Genomic DNA, 24,372 nt, shown 5'->3' on the forward strand with positions numbered 1-24,372 from the left:
AGAACTCCTGAATTTCAGGAGTTCTTTTTTACTTCTTACATAGAGTAGTTTGGTGCCTCATTAGTGATTTGTACATCATGAGGATGGCTTTCTTTTAGGCCAGCTCCAGACATTTCAATAAATTGAGCCTTGTCGTGCAATTCTTTAAGGTTAGCTGCACCACAGTAACCCATACCAGAGCGAATACCACCAATCATTTGGAAGACAATATCAGCTGCTGCACCTTTATAGGCAACACGACCTTCAATTCCTTCTGGAACGAGTTTGTTTGCTTCATTGATAGAACCTTGGAAGTAACGATCACTTGAACCTTTTTTCATTGCAGCGATTGATCCCATACCACGGTAAGTCTTAAACTTACGTCCTTGGAAAATTTCAGTTTCACCTGGTGCTTCATCTGTTCCAGCAAACATTGAACCAAGCATAACTGCATTTCCACCTGCAGCAAGAGCTTTTACAATATCTCCAGAATACTTGATTCCACCATCAGCAATAATCGTTTTTCCATATTCGCGCGCAACTGCTGCCGCATCATAAATTGCTGTCACTTGTGGGACACCTACACCTGCAATCACACGAGTAGTACAGATAGAACCTGGTCCAATCCCGACTTTGACAACATCCACACCCGCATCATAAAGAGCACGCGCACCTTCAGCAGTAGCGATGTTCCCCGCAATCAGTGTACGGTCTGGGAAATGAGCACGAATTTCAGCGATTTTACGAAGTACGCCCGCTGAGTGACCATGGGCAGTATCGATAACAATAGCATCAGCTCCTGCTTCAAAGAGGGCTTCTGCACGTTCAAATGTGTCAGAAGTAACTCCTACCGCACCAGCAACTAGAAGACGACCGAATTCATCTTTTGCCGCATTTGGGAACTCAATCACTTTTTCAATATCCTTAATAGTAATCAAGCCAGAAAGACGACCTTCTTCGTCAACCAAAGGAAGTTTTTCAATACGGTGTTCTTGAAGAATATGTTCAGCTGTTGCAAGATCTGTACCAACAGGAGCAGTGACAAGATTTTCACTGGTCATATGGTTTGAGATTGGTTGATTGTAATCTGAAATAAAGCGAAGATCTCGGTTTGTTAGAATACCAACCAATTTTCGATTTTCAAGTGTTTCTACAACTGGAACACCACTGATACGGTAACGTCCCATCAGTTCGTCTGCCTCAGCAATGGTATGTTCTGGAGTCAAGAAGAATGGATCAATAATAACACCATTTTCAGAACGTTTTACCTTGCGAACTTCGTCTGCTTGTTGCGCAATTGACATGTTTTTATGGATTACTCCAAGACCACCCGCACGAGCAATGGCAATGGCCATTTGGCTTTCTGTGACTGTGTCCATTGCGGCTGTAATAATTGGGATATTTAAAGTCAGATTATCTGCCAATTTTGTTGTTAAATCTGCATCATTCGGCAACACATGACTCTCAGCAGGAATAAGCAATATATCATCAAAGGTAAAACCTTTTTTCAAAAATTTAGTGTCCCAATTAGACATTCGAAGTTTCCTCATTTCTTTCTTTTTGAGCTTGACTCTTTTTGTATTGTATCTATCATACCATTCTATGAAAATTTGTCAAATGATACAAGGACAAATAAAAAAACTATCTTTTCCTGTGCGAAAAAAGATAATTTCTTATAGTATATAAGCTTATTTAAAATAATGAAGTCCCATTGCTTCCTTAACCTCAGATAGAGTTTGTCCTGCAACCTCGCGAGCTTTTTCGCTTCCTTTTTGAAGCATATTATACACTTCTCCCATATCCTGAGCAAATTTGATACGGCGCTCACGAATAGGACCAAGTTCGCGTTCAAGTATTTCGAGTAGATAGCGTTTCGTCTTCACATCACCAAGACCACCACGTTGATAGTGTTCTTTCATCTCTGCAATTTCTTTAGCATCTTCAGGACGACCAAAAACATCTAGATAATGGAAAACCATGTTTCCTTCAATCTTACCTGGATCCTCAACACGAATATGATCCGGGTCTGTATACATACTCATGACTTTTTTACGCAAAGTATCAGCATCATCAGCTAGATAAATACCATTATTGAGGGATTTAGACATTTTAGCATTTCCATCTAGACCAGGTAGACGACCTGCTCTTTCATTTTCTGGGTAAATACCTTCTGGTTCCACCAAAACATCACAGTTATAAGCATGATTAAAGGAACGAACAATCTCACGAGTTTGTTCAATCATTGGTTTTTGGTCTGTTCCTACAGGAACATAATTAGCCTTAAAGGCTGTGATATCTGCTGCCTGAGCGATTGGATAAACCAAAAAACCTGTCGGAATACTTTCTCCAAATCCTTTTTGAGCAATCTCTGTTTTTACTGTCGGATTACGCTCCAAACGAGCTAGTGACACCAAATTCATATAGTACATAGACAGCTCAGCCAACTCTGGAATCTGACTTTGAATAAAGATAGTTGATTTACTAGGATCCAATCCAACTGCTAGGTAATCCAAAGCCACATTTCCAATAGATTCTACAATGGTTTGAGGATCTTTGGCGTGATCTGTCAATGCTTGCTGGTCCGCCAAAAAAACAAACATCTCATACTTATCTTCTTCCTGTAGTAATACTCTATTTTTTAGACTACCAACATAATGTCCAATATGCAGTTTACCTGTTGGACGGTCTCCTGTTAAAATAATGGGTTTCGTCATTTTTTTCTCCTTCGAAATGGTCTCTTCAATTATAGCATTTTTTTGTTAAAATAACAGAAAATTATTTAAATCAAAGAGCCGATTTACTGTAAATATAACTGTAAACTTAGTTGACATAAAATTGACAAAGAAAAATTTGAATATTTCTCTCTTTTCTAGTAGAATAAATGTATTACATATTATAGGAGAAAAACATTGCTTACAGTATCTGATGTTTCACTACGTTTTAGTGATCGCAAACTTTTTGATGATGTCAACATCAAATTTACAGAAGGAAATACATACGGATTAATTGGTGCTAATGGTGCTGGGAAGTCTACATTCTTAAAAATTTTAGCTGGTGATATCGAACCTACAACTGGTCACATTTCTCTTGGTCCAGATGAACGTCTCTCTGTTCTTCGTCAAAATCACTTTGACTATGAAGATGAACGTGCAATTGATGTCGTTATCATGGGAAATGAAAAGCTTTATAGCATTATGAAAGAGAAAGATGCTATTTACACGAAGGAAGATTTTTCTGATGAAGATGGTGTTCGTGCAGCTGAACTCGAAGGTGAGTTTGCTGAACTTGGAGGTTGGGAAGCAGAGAGTGAAGCATCTCAACTGCTTCAAAATCTAAATATTCCAGAAGAATTGCACTACCAAAACATGAGCGAATTGGCCAATGGTGAAAAAGTAAAAGTTCTCCTTGCCAAAGCACTTTTTGGCAAACCAGATGTTCTTCTCTTGGACGAGCCAACCAACGGTTTGGATATCCAATCAATTACATGGCTAGAAGACTTCTTAATTGACTTTGATAACACTGTCATCGTTGTATCCCATGACCGCCACTTCTTAAACAAAGTATGTACTCACATGGCAGACCTTGACTTTGGAAAAATCAAACTCTATGTCGGAAACTATGACTTCTGGAAGGAATCTTCTGAGCTTGCTGCTAAATTGTTAGCAGACCGTAATGCCAAAGCGGAAGAAAAAATTAAGCAATTGCAAGAATTCGTTGCTCGATTCTCTGCCAATGCTTCTAAGTCAAGACAGGCAACGTCTCGTAAAAAAATGCTTGACAAGATTGAACTAGAAGAAATTGTTCCATCCAGTCGTAAATACCCATTTATCAACTTTAAAGCAGAGCGTGAGATTGGTAATGATCTCTTGACAGTAGAAAATCTAACTGTAAAGATTGATGGTGAGACTATTTTAGATAATATCAGCTTTATCTTGCGTCCAGGTGATAAGACGGCTCTTATTGGACAAAATGACATCCAAACTACTGCACTAATTCGTGCAATCATGGGTGACATTGACTATGAAGGAACGGTTAAGTGGGGAGTTACTACCAGTCGCTCTTACTTGCCAAAAGATAACTCTGCTGATTTTTCAGGGAGCGAGTCAATTCTTGACTGGTTGCGTCAATTTGCAAGTAAAGAAGAAGACGATAATACCTTCTTACGTGGTTTCCTTGGTCGTATGCTCTTCTCTGGTGATGAGGTTAACAAACCTGTAAATGTCTTGTCAGGGGGAGAAAAAGTTCGTGTCATGCTTTCAAAACTTATGCTTCTGAAATCAAATGTCCTTGTACTTGATGATCCAACAAATCACTTAGACTTGGAATCTATCTCAAGTTTAAACGATGGGTTGAAAAACTTTAAAGAATCAATCATCTTTGCCAGTCATGACCACGAGTTCATTCAAACTTTGGCAAACCATATCATTGTTTTGTCTAAGAATGGCGTCATCGATCGTATCGATGAAACCTATGATGAATTCCTAGAAAATACAGAAGTGCAAGCAAAAGTCAAAGACCTTTGGAAAGACTAAATAAGACTTCAAAACTCAGTTGGGTTAACCAACTGAGTTTTCTATCATTCTACGAGGTAACATGAAATCATTTTTTAAAACATATTGGACCTATTTTATTTCTTTCATCATTCCTGTAGTGATTATGTCTGGAGTATATCTATCTCAAGGGATCTACTGGAATAGTGATACGTCCCCACTATTAGGAGACGGTTTTCATCAATACGTTATTTTTGATGTAGCTTTACGGAATATTCTACATGGAAATGGTAGTTTGTTTTACACCTTTACAAGTGGCCTCGGACTGAATTTCTATGCTCTATCTAGTTATTACTTAGGTAGTTTTCTCTCACCTCTGGTTTACTTTTTTAATCTGTCGAATATGCCAGATGCTGTTTATCTGACCACTCTCTTAAAATTTGGATTGATTGGGCTGTCAACCTTCTTCAGTCTAAATAGATTATTTAAAGATATTCCGAAATCTTTAAAACTTGCCTTATCTACTTCCTATGCTCTAATGAGCTTTACTGTTAGTCAGTTAGAGATAAAAACCTGGCTAGATGTTTTTATCTTGATTCCTTTAATTATAACTGGTTTACACATGCTTATAACGGAAAAGAAGCGCCTGCTATACTTTACAAGTCTGTCAATCTTGTTTATTCAAAACTATTATTTTGGATATATGACAGCATTTTTTCTTATTTTCTGGTATCTCTGCCAAATTTCATGGGACTTTAAAAATAGAAAATCATCTTTTCTTGATTTTGTTGTTACCTCATTTTTAGCAGGAATGGCTAGTTTGATTATGACTCTTCCTACATTGTTTGATTTACAAACTCATGGGGAGAAGTTAACTGCCATTACAAAATTAAAGACAGATAGTAGTTGGTATCTGGATATTTTCGCAAAACAATTCATTGGATCTTTTGATACAACTAAGTATGGATCTATACCAATGATTTTTGTTGGATTGCTTCCTTTTATTTTGACCATTCTATTTTTCACAATAAAATCCATCAAATTTCACGTGAAACTTACTTATGCAATTTTCTTTATTTTTTTAATAACAAGCTTTTACATAGAGGCACTTGATTTATTTTGGCAGGGGATGCATACTCCAAATATGTTTTTACATCGCTATGCTTGGATTTTTTCTACTCTGTTAATTTATACTGCAGCAGAAGTCTTAAATCGTCTGAAAGAATTGAAGCTCTGGAATCTATTTGTCTCCCTTTTTCTTGTATTAACAGGATTTTTAGCTACTGTATACTTTAAATCACACTATTCTTTTTTAACAGATCTGAATATTCTACTCACCCTTGAATTTCTCCTAGTTTATGCTCTTTTACTCCTTGCAGTCATCAGAAAATTTATCTCTGTAAAACTATTTGCAATTCTTTTATCTTTATTTATAACAGTTGAAATAAGCCTAAATGCTTCAGCTCAAATGGAAGGAATAGCTAAAGAATGGGCCTTTGCTTCTCGTAGCGCCTATAATAGAGATATCACCGCTATGGAATCCATTCTAAACCAAATTGACAATCCATTTACACGTACTGAGAAACTGCAAATTCAGACAGGAAATGACAGTATGAAATTTAATTACAATGGAATCTCTCAATTCTCGTCTGTACGAAATCGCTCAGCTAGCACTAGTTTAGATAAACTGGGATTCAAATCCTCTGGAACTAACCTCAATCTTCGTTATACAAATAATAGTATTTTAGCAGACAGTTTATTTGGAATCCAGTACAATATTTCAGAAACTCCCCTTGATAAATATGGATTTCAAGAGATTTATCAAAAGGATCATTTAACCTTATATAAAAATCAACTCTCTTTACCCATTGCCTTTGCCACTCAATCTATTTACACAGATGTAAACTTTAATAATCATACTCTGGATAATCAGGCCTTATTTATAAACCAGCTTGCTAATCTCAACTTAGATTATTTCTATCCAATAGCATATGATAAAAAAGATAATTCCGATGGTTTAACAAGCATCATAAGTTCTACGAATGAGGATGCAAGGATTGATTATCAAATTGAGGTTCCTAAAAATAGTCAAGTCTATCTCTCTTTTTCAAACCTTCATTTTACTAATGATAAACAAAAGAAAGTTGACATTCTTGTCAACGGTGAAAAAAAGACTTTTACAACTGACAATGCATTTAATTTCTTTAATTTAGGTTATACTGAAGAACAAAAAACTTTCAATATCAGTGTTAGTTTCCCTGGAAATTCTCAGGTGTCATTTGAATCTCCAACCTTCTATCGTTTAGATACTCAGGCTCTTACTGAGGCAATCCAAAAGATTAAAGAACAACCTGTAGAAGTGTCCACCTCTAAAAATAAAGTCTTTGCTACATATGAAGTAAAAGAAGATACCTCTATTTTCTTCACTATTCCTTATGACAAAGGTTGGTCTGCATACCAAGATGGGAAAAAACTTGAAATCAAGCAGGCTCAGACTGGTTTTATGAAAGTTGATGTTCCAAAAGGAAAAGGAACCATTACACTTTCCTTTATTCCCAATGGTTTTGTTATTGGAGCAGTCTGCTCAGTAACTGCCCTTCTACTTTTTGGAATCTATAATCGCAGACAAAATTTATCTAATACAGAAAAAGATTGACCAATTCCTTGGTCAATCTTTTTAATCTTCTTCCATTTTCTTAGGTTGATAAGCTAGCATACCTAAAGCAGTAAAGAAAGCTAGTGTTATAATAAGGAAAATCACTTGGTGATGAATATTTCCTGTCATAGAGATTGTTTGTCGTAAGCCTGATACAGAGTAACTCATTGGTAACCATGGATTGATACCTTTAAAGAAATCATTTGTCAAAGCAAGGGGATAAGTCCCTGCACTTGATGCTAACTGTAATAATAGTAAAATAAGAGAGAAGAATGCTCCTAAACGGCTATTCCAAGTTGTTAAAGCTGTCACCATAGACATAAAAGCTAAACTTATGATTATAATTAAAATTAAGGTTCTCATCTCATGGTTAGCAGTTAAACCAATCAGATGGACACCGCCATAAACTAAAACACCTGCTAAGACAGCTATAATGCCATTTATTTCAGATCGAGACTTCAACCAAGCCCAACGACTCTCTGGATGACGTCCAGAAGGCAACTTAGCAAAAATCATATTGGTAGATATAGCAGCAACAAAAAGAGCAACTGATATCATATAAGGAGCCATAGCAATCCCATTTACAGGAACTTGGTCGTTATCTGTTTTTGAAAGAACTAGAGGTTCAGATAATGTCTCTGCATTTTTAGATTCTGTTGAAGCTGATTTGAGCTGATTATTAGCATTTCCTAATCCTTGTCCTAATGAACCAACTCCTGTCTGTAAATCTTCAAGACCAGAGGTTAAGCTTGTTCCACCTTCTGCTAGTTTTCCAGTACCATCTGAAATCTTCATAGCACCACTTCCTAGTTGAGATGCTGCAGAAAGTAACTGTGTTGATTTATCTATTAATTGACCAGAGCCAAATTGTAATTTAGCAAGACCTGCTATTAGCTCTGGACTCTTATTATTTAATTGAGTAGAACCAGATGACAAACTTTCTATACCTGATACTAATTCTGGAGCTTTTCCAGCTAACGCATCTACTCCAGCTGTCAAGGTTGATGTATTTTCTGTCAACTTACTTGATCCAGAAACTAATTGATCTAGACTAGTTGTTAAGTTTGCATTCTTTTCACTTAGTTTATTGGCACCTATAGAAATTGTGTCCAGTCCCTTAGTATAGTTTACAACTCCTTTTTCAATTGACTGACTTCCTGGAACCAACTGATTATCTACAGCAGTTTGCAATTTTGTAAATCCATTTGACAAGGTTGTCAAGGAGCTAGATGCTGCAGGTAAGAGTTGATTTGCCTTCGTCTGTACATCAGATAGATTAGTTACTTGTTGTTCTGAATTCTCTATACTTTCTTTTAATCCCCCTACTGTCGTTAAAATTGTTTTTGCTGACTCAATAGTAGAACTAGAATTTTTAGAAATAGCTTCTGTCAGTTCTTTCTTTTGTTCCTCTGTAAGAGATTGATAAGTAGCTGTTGATTGAAGGTTTACAAGAGTTTTCTCTTGTTCTGTCTGACTTTTGGTCACAATATCCTGAGCAAGAGTTGTTAGATTTGGCAAAGCTTCTGACAATGTACTTTTCAGTTGAGTATTATCTGATATTGTAAGAGCTTGTAGTGTTTTATTTAGTTCTCCTAAGCTTGTTGCCAATTGCGCTATTTCTTCATTTTGTTGAGATGAGGACTCTAATTGGCTTGAAATTTCTTTAATACCAGTATTTAATTTCTCCATTCCATCTCTTAGTGTATCTGATTGATTGGATAATTGACTTGTTCCGTTAGAAAGTTCTTTTACACTACTTGTATAAGCATTTACACCAACTGAAAATTGATTGAGACCTGTATCCAGTTGTGAAACGCCACCTGTATAGGACTTTATACCTGTATTTAGCTGATTTACACCTGTCACCAACTCAGGAGTTTTTGAAGCTAATTGACCAAGTCCAGTGTCAACTTGTGAGACAGCATTTGTATAACTTTGTAAACCACTATTAAAAGTTCCTAAACCAATATGTAATTGCTCTATAGCAGACACATAACTAGATAAGCCTTTTGTAAATTGATCCGCTCCATTTGAAAAAGTTACACTTGAGTTAGCTAGAGTATTAAGATTTGTCGTCAATGTTTGACTTCCCGTCACCAACTGATTTGCTCCATTAGCCAATTGTTCACTTCCATCAGCTGCCTTGTTTACTCCAGTCTTCAAGTCATTCATTTTTTGAAATAAAGCCTTGGTATACGTTTCAGTTACATTAGTAGAAACGGTTTGTTTTAACTGTGTCATTGCAGAATAACTCATCTTGCTTGCAATAAAGCTATGCCCACTTGAAGTCTGATAATCAATCTGCATCTGTTCAGGATGATTAGTTAGGATAGAAGTAGCCTTTTCAGATAAGTCACTTGGTAAAGTCACTACCATGTAGTAGTCACCATCTTCTAGGCCTTTTTCCCCTTCCTCTTCATTAACAAAATGAAAATCTAAAGCCTTATTTTCTTTCAAATTATACACCATGTCTTCACCTATTGTCATTGTCTGTCCATTATAAGAAGCTTCCTTATCTTTATTGACAACTGCTACAGGTAACTCTGACAATTGACCATATGGATCCCACATGGATGATAAAAATATAATGTTGTATAAAGCTGGAATGAGAGAAATCCCTATCATTACAATGATAAAGGTCGGTTTTTTAAATATTGCTTTCCATTCTTTAAACATATTTCCTCCTTTTTAAACATATTGTCTAAAATTTTGATATAATAGATTATACATAAAAAAATCCAAAATACAAGGTAAAAAATATTTTTTTAGACATATAGTCTATTTTTGTGTACAAGGAGGAATTATGAAAGAAAGTAACAAACGTTTAAAAACAAAACGAATTATCGAAAATGCCATGGTTCAATTGTTGATGGACTACCCCTTTGATCAAATTTCTACGGTAAAGTTAGCTAAAAAAGCCGGAATTAGTCGTTCCAGCTTTTACACTCACTACAAGGATAAGTATGATATGATTGAGCACTACCAAAGTAAACTCTTTCATACCTTTGAATATATTTTTCAAAAACATGTTCATCATAAAAGAGATGCTATTTTAGAAGTATTTGAATATCTAGAATCAGAACCACTTCTGGCTGCTCTTCTTTCTGAAAATGGAACCAAAGAAATCCAAAATTTCTTGAGAAATAAACTGCATATTATGCTTAGTACTGATCTTCAGAAACGTTTTATGCAACTACAACTCAATCCAATTGAACTAGAATACAGTAGCATTTATCTAACAAATGCCCTATTCGGAGTTTGCCAGACGTGGATTGCCCACGGAAAAAAAGAAAGTCCGCAAGAAATGACAGACTTCCTTATGAAAATGTTAGGTGATACAAACTAAGAATAAAAAGAACACCACCTGGTGTTCTTTTTATCTGACTCCGCCAGTAGGACTCGAACCTACGACATCATGATTAACAGTCATGCGCTACTACCAACTGAGCTATGGCGGATAAAATAGTCCGTACGGGATTCGAACCCGTGTTACCGCCGTGAAAAGGCGGTGTCTTAACCCCTTGACCAACGGACCATCTATCTGTAGCAGATATAACCATTATATCAATTTCTTACTAATTGTCAATCACTTTTTAGATTTTTTCTCTAGAATATCTTTTAGTTTGCGAATTTTCAAACGAGTGATGGGGCAGCGATGATCTTCATAAAAGACAACTTCTAAATTCTTTCGATCAATTTCTCTCACATTTCCCACATTGACAAGGAAAGATTTATGGGAGCAATAAAATCGCTGGGTATGTTTGTCCTTTTCCTGAATATCTGTCATAGTTCCATAGAATTCTTTGGCAAAATTCTTACCAATAATCCGAAGTTTATGAGAAACTCCTGTGGTTTCGATATATAAAATATCATGGTAAGGGATTTTTAAATCATTTCCCTTATAGTTGTAATCAAAATAGTCTACAACATCTTCGTTTTCAAGCAACATGCTTTTGGTATAGAAAATACTCTGCTCGATACGTTTTTTGAACAATTCATCATTGATGTCTTTATCAACAAAATCTAGGGCTGATACCTGGTATTTGTACGTTAAGGTAGCAAATTCAGATCGACTGGTAATAAAGACAATAATAGCATAGGGATTGTGATGACGGATAAATTGTGCTACTTCAAAGCCCTTTTTCTCAATTCCATGAATATCGATATCTAAGAAATAAAGCTGGTTTACTTCATCATTTTCGATATATTCCTTAAACTCACGAACTTTTCCTGTTGTCTTGTACGAAATAGGAATATTTGATTCCTCAGAGATTTCATTCAATATTCTCTCAAGTCTCACTTGATTCTCAATAACATCTTCTAAAATTAGTACTTTCATTCAAATTCCCTCTTAAATCTAATAATTTGTCTAAATGTGTTGTCTTCCATCTCTGTTTCTAGAATAATGTTGTCATACTTGTCTAAAATCTCATTGACATTATTAAGTCCTAGACCTCTATTTCTTCCCTTAGTAGAGAAACCTAAGGCAAATAAGTTTTCTGAAGGCGTCATAGTGATTTTACATGAATTTTGGATGACTATAACTGTTTCAAAATCCATTTTAATAACTGCAACTTCCATTTGTTTCAAGTAACTATCCGCAGCACCTTCAACAGCATTATTTAAGAGAATACTCATGATTCGAACAAGATCAAGTAAATCTATTGACAATCTAGTAATAACATCCTTTACTTCCAATGTAAACTCTACATCATTATTTCGTGCATAGACAATGGATTGAGCAATCAAACTACGTAAAGCTGAATCTTCTATATTATTCAAATCAAAGTAAGTATATTTCTCTGAACGCAGTTTTTGATTCGCTTTTACTAATACTTCATTGTAAACTCTGTCAATTTCTTGTAAATCTTCACTGTCAATTGCCATTTGCATGCTGACAAGCATACCTGCATAATCATGACGAAAACCTCGAATTTCATTATACAAACCTACAATTTCATCTGTATAAGTCTGTAAATACTTTTGTTCAAATTTCTTTTGTTTTAGAGCAATCTCTTTTTCAACTTGAACTTTATAAGAGTTCATTGCAAAGAAGCACAATAACAAACATATAAAAATGATGGCTGCTAAAATACTCCCAAAGCTATTTAAGTGATGAGTCGTACCTACTATATCTGAAATAAACAATAATATATGCAAACCAAAGAAAGCAACTATTGTTTTTTTAAAAAAAGGATAGAGATAATCTTTATCAAAATAGGAAAGTTCTAAATGGAAATAAGTAATAATTTTTTTAATAATAAAATATGTTAGTAATAGTACTCCTAAATAAAACATCACTTCATGTTCTATCACAAAAGCATCACCTGTTATAGAGGATAGGGTGACTGATAAAAAAGTATGGGTACTATGATATAATAAAGATAGTAGTAAACTGATAAAAATTCCTTTATGCTTATCATACTTCTTAAAAACTACTATAGAAGTATATAGAATAAAAGGAAATATAAACTTTTCAATCCCTAACCCAGCTAATGAAATAAAGTCAAAGAAAAATTCAGCTACAGACTGATATACAAATATACAAGCTATAAATAAATATCTTTCTTTTTTAGTTACTTTACAAATTAATTCATAGCTTATTGTTAAAATAAAAATATGAAGAATAACTATTCCAAATCCTAATAAACTCATCCTATCACCCTATAATATTATTACTTTGTCCTATTTGAAAAAATATGTTTAAAAAAGTAAAGTAGTCTTTTATCCCCACCTCGAATCTCCTGCAATTCTGTTTCTGTTACCTCTTTAAATTGTTCCAATTTAACTGTGTTTTTCATAATAAAGTCTCCTGTATTGTTTTTCTTGTAAATTAACTTACAACCCTATTATACAAAATGAAGACCATGTAAGAAAAATTTCTTCCCAACTGTACATTTTTGCACCTGAAACGCACTTTTTTAAGAAAAAAGCCGGGAAAAATCCCAGCTTTACATCTAAAATTGATCCCAGCAGGATTCGAACCTGCGACCGTTCGCTTAGAAGGCGAATGCTCTATCCAGCTGAGCTATGAGACCTAACATGAACATTCTATCAAAAAACAAGAGCTAAGTCAATCTTCTATTTGTGATAAGGAGATCCCTGCTGAATTGTAAAAGCTCGATAAATTTGTTCAACTAAAACCAATCTCATTAACTGATGTGGTAAGGTTAGACGTCCGAAACTAACAAAAAGATTAGCCCTATTTTTTACACCAGGTGCCAGACCTAAACTTCCTCCAATGATAAAAGTAAGAGTTGAGTAGCCTTTTATAGAAGCCTCTTCTAATTGCTTACTAAATTCCTCTGAAGAGAATGTTTTTCCTTCTATAGCCAAGACAAGGACAAAATCCCTTTCTCCAACTTTAGAAAGAATTCTAGCGCCTTCTGTTTCTAAGATTTTTTGATTTTCTATTTCACTAGCTTTATCAGGTGTTTTCTCATCAGCAAGCTCAATCATCTCCAATTTTGCGAAACGTGAAATTCGTTTGCTATATTCAGCAATACCATCTTTAAGATATTTTTCTTTCAGTTTTCCTACTGTTACAATTTTTATTTTCATTCTTCTATTCTATCATATCCACACTTTATTTCACATCTTATACACATCAAAACTATCTAAAATAACGAGGAAATTCACAGAATAAAGTAAGTTATCCACAACTTGTGTAAAACTTTCAAACTTTTAAGTTTGAATTAAGTTAATAGGTTTATAATCTGAGTAAATAAATAACAAACGGAGGCGTTTATGAAACACTTACAAAAATTTTACAAAAAAGGAGTAAAAGTTCTTGTAATCATTTTAATAGGTTTTTTAAGTGGTGCACTAGGAAGTTTCGTAACATTACAACTTTATCAAAAACAAGGAAATCAATCTACAAATAATAATTCCAACACTGTTACCCAAACATCCTATAAGAATGAAACTTCAACTACCCAAGCAGTCAATAAGGTTAAAGATGCCGTTGTATCTGTTATTACTTATTCATCAAATAGACAAAGTAGTCTATTTGGAACTGATGAAACAGATACTGATCCTGATTCTCAACAAATTGCAAGTGAAGGTTCAGGAGTTATCTATAAAAAGAATGGGAATGATGCCTATCTTGTAACAAATACTCACGTTATCAATGGAGCTTCAAAAGTTGATATCCGCTTGGCAGATGGTACTAAGGTCCCTGGTGAGATTGTAGGATCTGACACCTTCTCTGATATTGCTGTCGTAAAAATCTCTTCAGAGAAAGTAACAACAGTAGCTGAATTCGGTGACTCTAGCCAACTTAATGTAGGGGAAACAGCGATTGCAATTGGTAGTCCACTAGGTTCTGAATATGCCAATACCGTTACACAGGGGATCATTTCAAGTCTTGATCGAACTGTATCTCTGAAATCTGAAGATGGACAAGCTATTTCTACAAAAGCTATTCAAACAGACACTGCTATTAACCCAGGTAACTCTGGTGGTCCACTTGTAAACATTCAAGGTCAAGTTATCGGAATTACATCAAGTAAAATCGCAAGTAACGGGAAAACATCTGTAGAAGGTCTTGGTTTTGCAATTCCTTCAAACGATGCACAAAATATTATTAAACAACTGGAAACGAATGGTAAAGTAACTCGTCCTGCTCTTGGAATTCAAATGGTCAATTTAGCTAATGTTGGAGCGAATGATCTGAGAAAACTCAACATCCCAAGTAGTCTTACTTCAGGTGTAGTTGTTCGATCTGTTCAAAGTAATATGCCAGCAAATGGACATCTTCAAAAATACGACGTCATTACTAAAGTTGACGACAAAGAGATTGCTTCATCAACAGATCTACAACATGCTCTTTATACTCATGCTATAGGAGATACTATAAAAGTAACCTACTATCGTAATGGTAAGGAGGAAACAACCTCTATTAAGCTTGATAAGAATTCTGGTGATCTAGAATCTTAATTGACATCAGTGTAAAGAAAACTTTACAGATAGTAAAAGATATGTTAGTGTAGAATCATGGAAAAATTTGAAATGATTTCTATCGCAGAAATACAAAAAAATCCTTACCAACCTCGGAAAGAATTTGATGCAGATAAATTAAAGGAATTAGCTCAGTCAATTAAAGAAAATGGGCTCATCCAACCAATCATCGTTCGTCAATCTCCTGTAATTGGTTATGAAATCCTTGCAGGAGAGAGACGATATCGAGCTTCTCTCTTGGCTGGTCTGACCTCTATTCCAGCCGTTGTAAAGCACCTCTCAGATCAGGAAATGATGATCCAGTCAATCATTGAGAATTTGCAGAGAGAAAATTTAAATCCTGTTGAAGAAGCACGCGCCTACGAATCTTTAGTAGAAAAAGGATTTACTCACACTGAGATAGCGGATAAAATGGGGAAATCTCGTCCTTATATCACTAATTTTATTCGTTTACTTTCCCTACCAGAATATATCTTAGCTGAAGTAGAAAATGGAAAAATTTCTCAAGCGCATGCACGTTCACTAGTTGGTTTAGCCAAAGAGCAGCAAGACTATTTCTTTCAACTAATCAAAAATGAAGATATTTCTGTGAGAAAGTTAGAAGCACTTCTTACAGATAAAAAACACAAGAAGCAAAAAAAAAGTGATTCTTTCATCAAAGACGAAGAAGATCAATTAAAAAAACTACTCGGTTTAAGTGTAGAAATTAAACTTTCAAAAAAAGATACTGGAAAGATTATTATCTCCTTTTCAAGTCAAGAAGAATACGATAGAATTATTAACAGCCTGAAATAAGGCTGTTCTTTTATTTTCTCAACCCACAAATTTATCCACCAATTTTTTTATCAAAAAGCCTACTAAATCAAGGATTTTTCTATTTATCCCCAACCTGTGGATAAATACTGCTAACATTGTGGATTCTTTTCCCCAATCTGTGGAAAAATCCTACTATCTATGGTAAAATAAGTCTAGCACTAAACTACTAAAATCATAGCAAAGGAGGAAAAATAGTTGAAAGAAAAGCAATTTTGGAATCGTATTTTAGAATTTGCTCAAGAAAGATTGACTCGATCTATGTATGATTTCTATGCTACACCTGCTGAACTCATCAAAGTAGAAGAAAATACAGCTATTATATTTCTACCGAGATCAGAGATGGAAATGGTGTGGGAAAAGCAATTAAAAGATATTATTATTGCTGCTGGTTTTGAAATTTATGATTCTGAAATCAAACCCCACTATATTTTCACTAAACCTCAGAGTACAGAGTCTTCTCAAGTAAGTGATACGACTGATAGTTCTACTTACAATTACACACCTGCGCTACCAACGATTCCCTACTCCGAAACAGGGTTAAAAGAAAAATATACCTTTGATAACTTTATTCAAGGTGATGGAAATGTTTGGGCGGTTTCTGCTGCACTAGCTGTATCTGAAGATTTGGCTCTGACTTATAATCCTCTTTTCATCTATGGAGGACCTGGTCTTGGAAAGACTCACTTGCTCAATGCAATTGGAAATGAAATTCTGAAAAATATTCCTGATGCGCGTGTCAAGTACATTCCTGCTGAAAGCTTTATCAATGACTTTCTTGAACACTTGCGACTTGGGGAAATGGAAAAGTTCAAAAAGACTTACCGTAGTCTTGATCTCTTGTTAATTGATGATATCCAATCTCTCAGTGGCAAAAAAGTCGCTACCCAGGAAGAATTTTTCAATACCTTCAATGCTCTTCATGATAAACAGAAACAGATTGTCCTAACCAGTGATCGTAGTCCGAAACACCTAGAAGGCCTTGAAGAGAGACTTGTCACGCGCTTTAGCTGGGGATTAACACAAAATATCACCCCTCCTGACTTTGAAACACGTATCGCCATTCTTCAAAGTAAAACAGAGCATTTAGATTACCATTTCCAAAGCGATACCCTAGAATACCTAGCTGGCCAATTTGACTCAAATGTTCGAGAATTGGAAGGAGCAATCAACGATATCACTTTAATTGCCAGAGTCAAGAAGATTAAGGATATCACTATTGATATTGCTGCAGAGGCTATCAGAGCACGTAAACAAGATGCCCGCCAGATGCTTGTTATTCCAATTGAAAAAATCCAAACTGAAGTTGGTAATTTTTATGGAGTGAGTGTCAAAGAAATGAAGGGGACGAGACGAGTTCAAAACATCGTTTTAGCGCGTCAAGTTGCTATGTATCTAGCTAGAGAACTGACAGATAATAGTCTTCCTAAAATCGGAAAAGAATTCGGCGGAAAGGATCATACTACCGTGATTCATGCTCATGCTAAAATAAAATCATTGATTGACGAAGACGATAATTTACGTTTAGAAGTTGAAACAATCAAAAAGAAAATTAAGTAGAGTGTGGATAACTCTCACTTTCCTATCTTTTTTATCCACATTTTTTAAACAAGCTAAGAAACTTGAGTTTACTAAATAGAAATCAGTTTTCCACAGAATTCACAGACTCTATTATTACTATTAACTTTCTAATACTAAGAATAAATAAAGGAGAATCCATGATTCATTTTTCAATTAATAAAAATTTATTTCTACAAGCCTTAAATACCACAAAGCGAGCAATTAGCTCAAAAAATGCCATTCCAATTTTATCAACCATCAAAGTTGATGTTACCAATGAAGGTATTACTTTAATTGGATCAAATGGTCAAATTTCTATCGAAAATTTCATTTCTCAAAAGAATGAAGATGCTGGCCTCTTAATTACTTCCTTAGGTTCGATTCTTCTTGAAGCTTCTTTCTTTATCAATGTTGTCTCCAGTCTTCCAGATGTAACGCTTGATTTCAAAGAGATTGAACAAAAACAAATTGTCTTAACAAGTGGCAAATCAGAAATTACCCTAAAAGGAAAAGATAGCGAACAATATCCTCGTATTCAAGAAATTTCAGCAAGCACACCTTTGGTTCTTGAAACAAAACTACTCAAGAAAATTATCAATGAAACAGCTTTTGCTGCAAGTACGCAAGAAAGTCGTCCAATTTTGACTGGTGTCCATTTTGTTTTGAGCCAACACAAGGAACTAAAAACAGTTGCAACAGACTCTCATCGCCTTAGCCAGAAAAAATTGACTCTTGAAAAAAATGGTGATGATTTTGATGTGGTGATTCCTAGTCGCTCTCTACGCGAATTTTCAGCTGTATTTACGGATGATATTGAAACTGTGGAGATTTTCTTTGCCAATAATCAAATCCTCTTTAGAAGCGAAAATATTAGCTTCTACACTCGTCTCCTAGAAGGAAACTATCCTGATACAGATCGCTTGATTCCAACAGACTTTAACACTACAATTACTTTTGATGTGGTTAATTTGCGTCAATCTATGGAGCGTGCACGTCTCTTATCAAGTGCAACTCAAAATGGTACTGTGAAACTTGAAATTAAAGGTGGAGTTGTTAGCGCCCATGTTCACTCTCCAGAAGTTGGTAAAGTAAACGAAGAAATCGATACGGAGCAGGTGACAGGGGATGATTTAACTATTAGTTTCAACCCAACTTACTTGATTGATTCCCTCAAGGCTTTAAATAGCGAAAAAGTCACTATTAGTTTCATTTCAGCTGTTCGTCCATTTACTCTTGTGCCAGCAGATACTGATGAAGATTTCATGCAGCTTATCACACCAGTTCGTACAAATTAAGTGAAAGAGGTTGAGCCTGGCTCGCCTCTTTTATGATATAATCGAAAAAGAAAAGGAGAGTAGTATGTATCAAGTTGGAAATTTTGTTGAAATGAAAAAACCACATGCTTGCACCATCAAGTCAACAGGAAAAAAAGCCAATCGTTGGGAAATTACACGTGTTGGGGCAGATATCAAAATCAAATGTAGCAATTGCGACCACCTTGTCATGATGAGTCGCCATGATTTTGAACGAAAAATGAATAAGATTATTGACTAAGAACCCTTAGCTAGAGAGTTAGCAAGTTTTCCCTTTTTGTGTTATAATGTTAGGGATTGAAATGAGAACGGAGAATGAGAAAATATGACTTTAACAGCAGGTATCGTTGGTTTGCCAAACGTTGGTAAATCAACCCTTTTTAATGCAATTACAAAAGCAGGAGCAGAGGCAGCAAACTACCCATTTGCGACTATTGATCCAAACGTTGGAATGGTAGAAGTTCCAGATGAACGCCTACAAAAACTAACTGAAATGATTACTCCTAAAAAGACAGTCCCAACAACCTTTGAATTTACAGATATTGCAGGGATTGTAAAAGGAGCATCAAAAGGAGAAGGTCTAGGAAATAAATTCTTGGCTAATATCCGTGAAGTAGATGCGATTGTTCATGTTGTGCGTGCATTTGATGATGAAAATGTTATGCGCGAGCAAGGACGTGAAGACGCCTTTGTGGATCCACTTGCAGATATTGATACCATTAACCTGGAGTTGATTCTTGCTGACCTAGAGTCAGTAAATAAACGCTATGCGCGTGTAGAAAAGATGGCGCGTACGCAAAAAGATAAAGAATCAGTAGCAGAGTTTAATGTCCTTCAAAAAATTAAACCAGTCCTTGAAGATGGAAAATCAGCTCGTACCATTGAATTTACAGATGAGGAACAAAAGGTTGTTAAAGGCCTCTTCCTTTTGACGACTAAACCAGTTCTTTATGTTGCCAATGTGGATGAGGATGTCGTTTCAGATCCAGATTCTATCGACTATGTCAAACAAATTCGTGAATTTGCAGCGACAGAGAATGCTGAAGTAGTAGTTATTTCCGCGCGTGCTGAAGAAGAAATTTCTGAGTTAGATGATGAAGATAAGCAAGAGTTTCTTGAAGCACTTGGCTTGACAGAATCAGGTGTTGATAAGTTGACTCGAGCTGCTTACCACTTACTTGGACTTGGAACTTACTTCACAGCTGGTGAAAAAGAAGTTCGCGCTTGGACCTTTAAACGTGGTATGAAAGCTCCTCAAGCAGCTGGTATTATCCACTCAGACTTTGAAAAAGGCTTTATTCGTGCAGTCACCATGTCATATGAGGATCTAGTGAAATACGGATCTGAAAAGGCTGTAAAAGAAGCTGGGCGCTTGCGTGAAGAAGGAAAAGAATATATCGTTCAAGATGGCGATATCATGGAATTCCGCTTTAATGTCTAATAATATTTAACAAATAGTGTCAATTAGGTTGGAAAAAAATTCCAACCCTTTTGGCTTTTGAAAGGAAAATAAATGACTAAATTACTTGTAGGATTGGGAAATCCAGGGGATAAATATTTTGAAACCAAGCACAATGTTGGCTTTATGTTGATCGACCAATTAGCTAAAAAACAAAATGTCACCTTTACACATGACAAGATATTTCAAGCTGACCTAGCATCTTTTTTCATCAATGGAGAAAAAATTTATCTCGTCAAACCAACAACATTTATGAATGAAAGTGGAAAAGCGGTTCATGCTTTATTGACTTACTATGGTTTGGATATTGAAGATTTACTCGTTATTTACGACGACCTTGACATGGAAGTCGGGAAAATTCGTTTAAGAGCAAAGGGATCAGCAGGTGGTCATAATGGTATCAAGTCTATTATTCAACATATAGGGACTCAGGTATTTAACCGTGTTAAAATAGGTATCGGAAGACCTAAAAAAGGTATGTCAGTGGTTCACCATGTTTTAAGTAAGTTTGATCAGGATGACTATGTAGGTATTTTACAGTCAATTGACAAGGTTGACGATGCTGTAAATTACTATTTACAAGAGAAAAACTTTGAGAAAACAATGCAGAGGTATAATGGATAAATGGTGACTTTATTAGATTTATTCTCAGAAAATGATCAGATAAAAAAATGGCATCAAAATCTGATAGATAAGAAAAGACAACTAATACTAGGTCTGTCAACTTCTACCAAGGCTCTTGCAATTGCAAGTAGTCTAAAAAAAGAAAATAAGATTGTGTTATTGACATCAACTTATGGAGAAGCAGAAAGAATTATCAGTGATCTTCTTTCTATCTTAGGAGAGGAATTTGTCTATCCATTTTTGGTAGATGACTCTCCTATGGTAGAGTTTTTGATGTCTTCACAAGAAAAAATCATTTCGCGAGTTGAAGCCTTGCGTTTTTTAACTGATTCATCTAAGAAAGGGATTTTAGTTTGTAATATCGCAGCAAGTCGCTTGATTTTACCTTCTCCAACTGGATTTAAAGAAAGTATTATAAGGATTGCAGTCGGTGAAGAATATGACCAACATGACCTTCTTCACAAATTAAAGGAAATAGGCTATCGCAAAGTTACGCAAGTACAAACTCAAGGTGAGTTTAGTATTCGAGGAGATATTTTAGATATTTTTGAGATGTCTCAGTTAGAACCTTTCCGAATCGAGTTTTTTGGTGATGAAGTAGATGGAATTCGGACTTTTGAAGTAGAAACACAATTATCAAAAGAAAATCAAACAGAACTCACCATCTTTCCAGCAAGTGATATACTTTTGAGGGAAAAGGACTATCTACGAGGTCAGTCTGCTTTAGAAAAGCAAATTTCAAAGACCTTATCACCAATTTTTAAATCATACTTGGAAGAGATTTTGTCAAGTTTTCATCAAAAACAAGTACATTCAGATAGTCGAAAGTTTTTATCTTTATGTTACGATAAAACATGGACTATATTTGATTATATTGAAAAAGATACACCAGTGTTTTTTGATGATTACCAAAAATTGATGAATCAGTATGCAGCCTTTGAAAGAGAGTTAGCGCAATACTTTACAGAAGATTTACAGAATGGTAAATCATTTTCTGATATGCAGTATTTTGCAGATACAGAGCAAACCTATAAAAAACAAAGTCCAGTTACCTTTTTCTCCAATCTCCAAAAAGGATTAGGAAATCTCAAGTTTGATCACATTTATCAATTTAATCAATATCCTATGCAGGAGTTTTTTAATCAATTTTCTTTTCTTAAAGAAGAAATTGAGCGATACAAAAAAATGAACTACACCATTATTCTGCAGTCTAGCAATTCAATGGGAAGTAAAACATTGGAGGATGTTTTAGAGGAATACCAGATTAAATTGGATTCCAGAGATAAGTCAAGTATCTGTAAAGAATCTGTAAATTTGATTGAGGGTAATCTAAGACATGGTTTTCATTTTGTGGATGAGAAAATTCTCTTGATTACTGAACATGAGATTTTTCAAAAGAAATTAAAACGTCGTTTTCGAAGACAACATACGTCAAATGCAGAGCGTTTAAAAGATTATAATGAACTTGAAAAAGGGGACTACGTTGTTCACCATATCCATGGAATTGGTCAATATCTAGGCATTGAAACAATTGAAATCAAAGGGATTCACCGTGATTATGTCAGTGTTCAATATCAAAATGGGGATCAAATCTCCATTCCAGTAGAGCAGATTCAGTTACTGTCAAAATATGTTTCAAGTGATGGTAAAGCGCCAAAACTTAATAAATTAAATGATGGTCATTTCAAAAAGGCCAAGCAAAAAGTTAAGAACCAGGTAGAGGATATAGCTGACGATTTAATCAAGCTTTATTCTGAGCGTAGTCAGTTGAAGGGGTTTGCTTTCTCAGCTGATGATGATGAGCAACATGCTTTTGATGATGCTTTCCCTTATGTTGAAACGGATGATCAACTTCGCAGTATTGAGGAAATAAAGAGAGATATGCAGGATTCTCATCCCATGGATCGACTTTTAGTTGGAGATGTTGGTTTTGGGAAGACTGAAGTTGCAATGCGTGCAGCCTTTAAGGCGGTCAATGATCATAAACAAGTTGTCGTTCTAGTTCCGACGACGGTTTTAGCGCAACAACACTATACAAATTTTAAAGAGAGATTCCAAAATTTTGCAGTTAATATTGATGTGTTGAGTCGTTTTAGAAGTAAAAAAGAGCAGGCAGAGACACTTGAAAAATTAAAGAATGGTCAAGTCGATATTTTGATTGGAACGCATCGTGTTTTGTCAAAAGATGTTGTGTTTTCAGATTTGGGATTGATGATTATTGATGAAGAGCAACGATTTGGTGTCAAGCATAAGGAAACGTTGAAAGAACTGAAGAAACAAGTGGATGTCTTAACCTTGACAGCAACTCCAATACCTCGTACTCTTCATATGTCTATGTTGGGAATTCGAGATTTGTCTGTTATTGAAACACCTCCGACCAATCGTTATCCAGTGCAAACCTATGTTTTGGAAAAGAATGATAGTGTGATTCGTGATGCTGTCTTGCGTGAAATGGAGCGTGGAGGTCAAGTTTACTATCTTTACAATAAAGTTGACACTATTGATCGGAAGGTTTCAGAATTACAGGAGTTGATTCCAGAAGCTTCGATTGGGTTTGTTCATGGACAAATGAGTGAAATTCAGTTAGAAAATACTCTATTGGACTTTATTGAAGGACAATATGATATTTTGGTGACTACCACAATCATTGAGACTGGCGTTGATATTCCAAATGCTAACACCTTATTTATTGAAAATGCAGATCATATGGGCTTGTCAACCTTGTATCAATTAAGAGGAAGAGTTGGTCGGAGCAATCGCATTGCCTATGCCTATCTCATGTATCGTCCAGAAAAATCAATTAGTGAAGTCTCTGAAAAGAGATTAGAAGCAATCAAAGGATTTACAGAATTGGGATCTGGTTTTAAGATTGCTATGCGAGATCTTTCAATTCGTGGAGCAGGAAACCTCTTAGGAAAATCCCAATCGGGCTTCATTGATTCTGTTGGTTTTGAATTGTATTCTCAGTTACTAGAAGAAGCTATTGCTAAACGCAATGGCACTGAGAACACAAGAAATAAAGGAAATGCTGAGTTGATTTTACAAATTGATGCTTATCTTCCTGACACTTATATTTCTGACCAACGACATAAGATTGAAATTTACAAGAAAATTCGTCAAATTGACAACCGTGTCAACTATGAAGAATTACAAGAAGAGTTGATGGACCGTTTTGGGGAGTATCCAGATGTGGTGGCCTATCTTTTAGAGATTGGTTTGGTCAAATCATACTTGGATAAGGTATTTGTAGAACGTGTGGAAAGAAAAGACAATAAGATTACAGTTCAATTTGAAAAAATCACTCAACGATTGTTCTTGGCTCAAGATTATTTTAAAGCCTTATCTGCAACCAACTTAAAAGCAGCTATAGCAGAGAATAGAGGACTAATGGAAGTTGTATTTGATGTCCGAAACAAGAAGGATTATGAAATTTTAGAAGGTCTGATGATTTTTGGAGAAAGTTTACTAGAGATAAAAGAATCAAAGGAAGCTAATTCTCTTTGACGTTTTTCTTCTATA

18 protein-coding genes and 3 tRNA genes are annotated in these 24,372 nt (G+C 35.2%); 11 read left to right on the plus strand and 10 right to left on the minus strand.

The window, feature by feature from the left end:
* Positions 1–35 precede the first annotated feature (35 nt).
* Both guaB and trpS read right to left on the minus strand, forming a co-directional pair.
* Positions 36–1,514 carry an IMP dehydrogenase gene (gene guaB, locus MK409_RS06735; RefSeq protein ID WP_268705763.1) on the minus strand — a complete coding sequence of 493 codons (1,479 nt, stop codon included), beginning with the start codon at positions 1,512–1,514 and terminating at the stop codon, positions 36–38.
* A gap of 153 nt (positions 1,515–1,667) precedes the next feature.
* Entirely contained in the window at positions 1,668–2,693 is a 1,026-nt protein-coding gene (gene trpS / locus MK409_RS06740; protein WP_268705764.1) for a tryptophan--tRNA ligase, read from the minus strand.
* 195 nt (positions 2,694–2,888) lie between these two features.
* Between trpS and MK409_RS06745 the strand changes: the two genes are divergently transcribed.
* Positions 2,889–4,511 carry an ATP-binding cassette domain-containing protein gene (locus tag MK409_RS06745; RefSeq protein WP_268705765.1) on the plus strand — a complete coding sequence of 541 codons (1,623 nt, stop codon included), beginning with the start codon at positions 2,889–2,891 and terminating at the stop codon, positions 4,509–4,511.
* A gap of 61 nt (positions 4,512–4,572) precedes the next feature.
* Entirely contained in the window at positions 4,573–7,125 is a 2,553-nt protein-coding gene (locus MK409_RS06750) for a YfhO family protein (RefSeq protein ID WP_268705766.1), read from the plus strand.
* A gap of 21 nt (positions 7,126–7,146) precedes the next feature.
* On the opposite strand, the gene MK409_RS06755 is transcribed toward MK409_RS06750, so the two are convergent.
* Complete coding sequence (locus MK409_RS06755) at positions 7,147–9,801, minus strand: YhgE/Pip domain-containing protein (RefSeq protein ID WP_268705767.1); 2,655 nt, start codon at positions 9,799–9,801, stop codon at positions 7,147–7,149.
* A 127-nt stretch (positions 9,802–9,928) separates the two neighbouring features.
* Here MK409_RS06755 and MK409_RS06760 point away from each other — a divergent pair, with 127 nt between their 5' ends.
* The gene (locus MK409_RS06760) at positions 9,929–10,471 is read left to right on the plus strand and encodes a TetR/AcrR family transcriptional regulator (protein WP_268705768.1); all 543 of its coding nucleotides are present in this window, start codon (positions 9,929–9,931) and stop codon (positions 10,469–10,471) included.
* 38 nt (positions 10,472–10,509) lie between these two features.
* On the opposite strand, the gene MK409_RS06765 is transcribed toward MK409_RS06760, so the two are convergent.
* From MK409_RS06765 to rlmH, 7 genes are all read right to left on the minus strand, one after another.
* Positions 10,510–10,583, minus strand: a tRNA-Asn gene (locus MK409_RS06765).
* 5 nt (positions 10,584–10,588) lie between these two features.
* Positions 10,589–10,660, minus strand: a tRNA-Glu gene (locus MK409_RS06770).
* A 51-nt stretch (positions 10,661–10,711) separates the two neighbouring features.
* Positions 10,712–11,464, minus strand: coding sequence for a competence system response regulator transcription factor ComE (gene comE / locus MK409_RS06775; protein ID WP_268705769.1), 753 nt, complete (start codon positions 11,462–11,464; stop codon positions 10,712–10,714).
* Positions 11,461–12,780, minus strand: a complete 1,320-nt coding sequence (gene comD, locus MK409_RS06780) for a competence system sensor histidine kinase ComD (RefSeq protein WP_268705770.1) — start codon at positions 12,778–12,780, stop codon at positions 11,461–11,463. Before comD ends, comE begins: the two co-directional genes overlap by 4 nt.
* 20 nt (positions 12,781–12,800) lie before the next feature.
* Positions 12,801–12,926, minus strand: coding sequence for a competence-stimulating peptide ComC (gene comC / locus MK409_RS06785; RefSeq protein ID WP_268705771.1), 126 nt, complete (start codon positions 12,924–12,926; stop codon positions 12,801–12,803).
* A gap of 163 nt (positions 12,927–13,089) precedes the next feature.
* A tRNA-Arg gene (locus MK409_RS06790) sits at positions 13,090–13,163 on the minus strand.
* Between the two features lie 43 nt (positions 13,164–13,206).
* Positions 13,207–13,686, minus strand: a complete 480-nt coding sequence (gene rlmH, locus MK409_RS06795) for a 23S rRNA (pseudouridine(1915)-N(3))-methyltransferase RlmH (protein ID WP_268705772.1) — start codon at positions 13,684–13,686, stop codon at positions 13,207–13,209.
* A gap of 186 nt (positions 13,687–13,872) precedes the next feature.
* Between rlmH and MK409_RS06800 the strand changes: the two genes are divergently transcribed.
* From MK409_RS06800 to mfd, 8 genes are all read left to right on the plus strand, one after another.
* Positions 13,873–15,063, plus strand: a complete 1,191-nt coding sequence (locus tag MK409_RS06800) for a S1C family serine protease (RefSeq protein ID WP_268705773.1) — start codon at positions 13,873–13,875, stop codon at positions 15,061–15,063.
* 57 nt (positions 15,064–15,120) lie between these two features.
* Entirely contained in the window at positions 15,121–15,879 is a 759-nt protein-coding gene (locus tag MK409_RS06805) for a ParB/RepB/Spo0J family partition protein (protein ID WP_268705774.1), read from the plus strand.
* Between the two features lie 216 nt (positions 15,880–16,095).
* The gene (dnaA, locus tag MK409_RS06810; RefSeq protein WP_268705775.1) at positions 16,096–17,457 is read left to right on the plus strand and encodes a chromosomal replication initiator protein DnaA; all 1,362 of its coding nucleotides are present in this window, start codon (positions 16,096–16,098) and stop codon (positions 17,455–17,457) included.
* Between the two features lie 158 nt (positions 17,458–17,615).
* Positions 17,616–18,752, plus strand: a complete 1,137-nt coding sequence (dnaN, locus tag MK409_RS06815) for a DNA polymerase III subunit beta (RefSeq protein ID WP_268705776.1) — start codon at positions 17,616–17,618, stop codon at positions 18,750–18,752.
* 64 nt (positions 18,753–18,816) lie between these two features.
* Positions 18,817–19,011, plus strand: coding sequence for a DUF951 domain-containing protein (locus MK409_RS06820; protein ID WP_000285183.1), 195 nt, complete (start codon positions 18,817–18,819; stop codon positions 19,009–19,011).
* A gap of 84 nt (positions 19,012–19,095) precedes the next feature.
* Positions 19,096–20,211, plus strand: a complete 1,116-nt coding sequence (ychF, locus tag MK409_RS06825) for a redox-regulated ATPase YchF (protein ID WP_268705777.1) — start codon at positions 19,096–19,098, stop codon at positions 20,209–20,211.
* A 72-nt stretch (positions 20,212–20,283) separates the two neighbouring features.
* Positions 20,284–20,853 carry an aminoacyl-tRNA hydrolase gene (pth, locus tag MK409_RS06830; protein WP_084877129.1) on the plus strand — a complete coding sequence of 190 codons (570 nt, stop codon included), beginning with the start codon at positions 20,284–20,286 and terminating at the stop codon, positions 20,851–20,853.
* Entirely contained in the window at positions 20,854–24,357 is a 3,504-nt protein-coding gene (mfd, locus tag MK409_RS06835) for a transcription-repair coupling factor (protein ID WP_268705778.1), read from the plus strand. It abuts the gene before it with no gap.
* The last annotated feature ends 15 nt before the right edge of the window (positions 24,358–24,372 follow it).

Origin of the sequence: Streptococcus oralis (assembly GCF_026782375.1) — a bacterium.
Lineage (GTDB): Bacteria > Bacillota > Bacilli > Lactobacillales > Streptococcaceae > Streptococcus > Streptococcus oralis_CL.

Coding starts and splice junctions, on each gene's coding strand:
- mfd (WP_268705778.1), top strand. CDS start 20,854: ATGGTGACTTTATTAGATTTATTCTCAGAAAATGATCAGATAAAAAAA.
- guaB (WP_268705763.1), bottom strand. CDS start 1,514: ATGTCTAATTGGGACACTAAATTTTTGAAAAAAGGTTTTACCTTTGAT.
- dnaN (WP_268705776.1), top strand. CDS start 17,616: ATGATTCATTTTTCAATTAATAAAAATTTATTTCTACAAGCCTTAAAT.
- comE (WP_268705769.1), bottom strand. CDS start 11,464: ATGAAAGTACTAATTTTAGAAGATGTTATTGAGAATCAAGTGAGACTT.
- MK409_RS06800 (WP_268705773.1), top strand. CDS start 13,873: ATGAAACACTTACAAAAATTTTACAAAAAAGGAGTAAAAGTTCTTGTA.
- MK409_RS06750 (WP_268705766.1), top strand. CDS start 4,573: ATGAAATCATTTTTTAAAACATATTGGACCTATTTTATTTCTTTCATC.
- pth (WP_084877129.1), top strand. CDS start 20,284: ATGACTAAATTACTTGTAGGATTGGGAAATCCAGGGGATAAATATTTT.
- trpS (WP_268705764.1), bottom strand. CDS start 2,693: ATGACGAAACCCATTATTTTAACAGGAGACCGTCCAACAGGTAAACTG.
- ychF (WP_268705777.1), top strand. CDS start 19,096: ATGACTTTAACAGCAGGTATCGTTGGTTTGCCAAACGTTGGTAAATCA.
- MK409_RS06805 (WP_268705774.1), top strand. CDS start 15,121: ATGGAAAAATTTGAAATGATTTCTATCGCAGAAATACAAAAAAATCCT.
- comC (WP_268705771.1), bottom strand. CDS start 12,926: ATGAAAAACACAGTTAAATTGGAACAATTTAAAGAGGTAACAGAAACA.
- MK409_RS06760 (WP_268705768.1), top strand. CDS start 9,929: ATGAAAGAAAGTAACAAACGTTTAAAAACAAAACGAATTATCGAAAAT.
- comD (WP_268705770.1), bottom strand. CDS start 12,780: ATGAGTTTATTAGGATTTGGAATAGTTATTCTTCATATTTTTATTTTA.
- rlmH (WP_268705772.1), bottom strand. CDS start 13,686: ATGAAAATAAAAATTGTAACAGTAGGAAAACTGAAAGAAAAATATCTT.
- MK409_RS06820 (WP_000285183.1), top strand. CDS start 18,817: ATGTATCAAGTTGGAAATTTTGTTGAAATGAAAAAACCACATGCTTGC.
- MK409_RS06755 (WP_268705767.1), bottom strand. CDS start 9,801: ATGTTTAAAGAATGGAAAGCAATATTTAAAAAACCGACCTTTATCATT.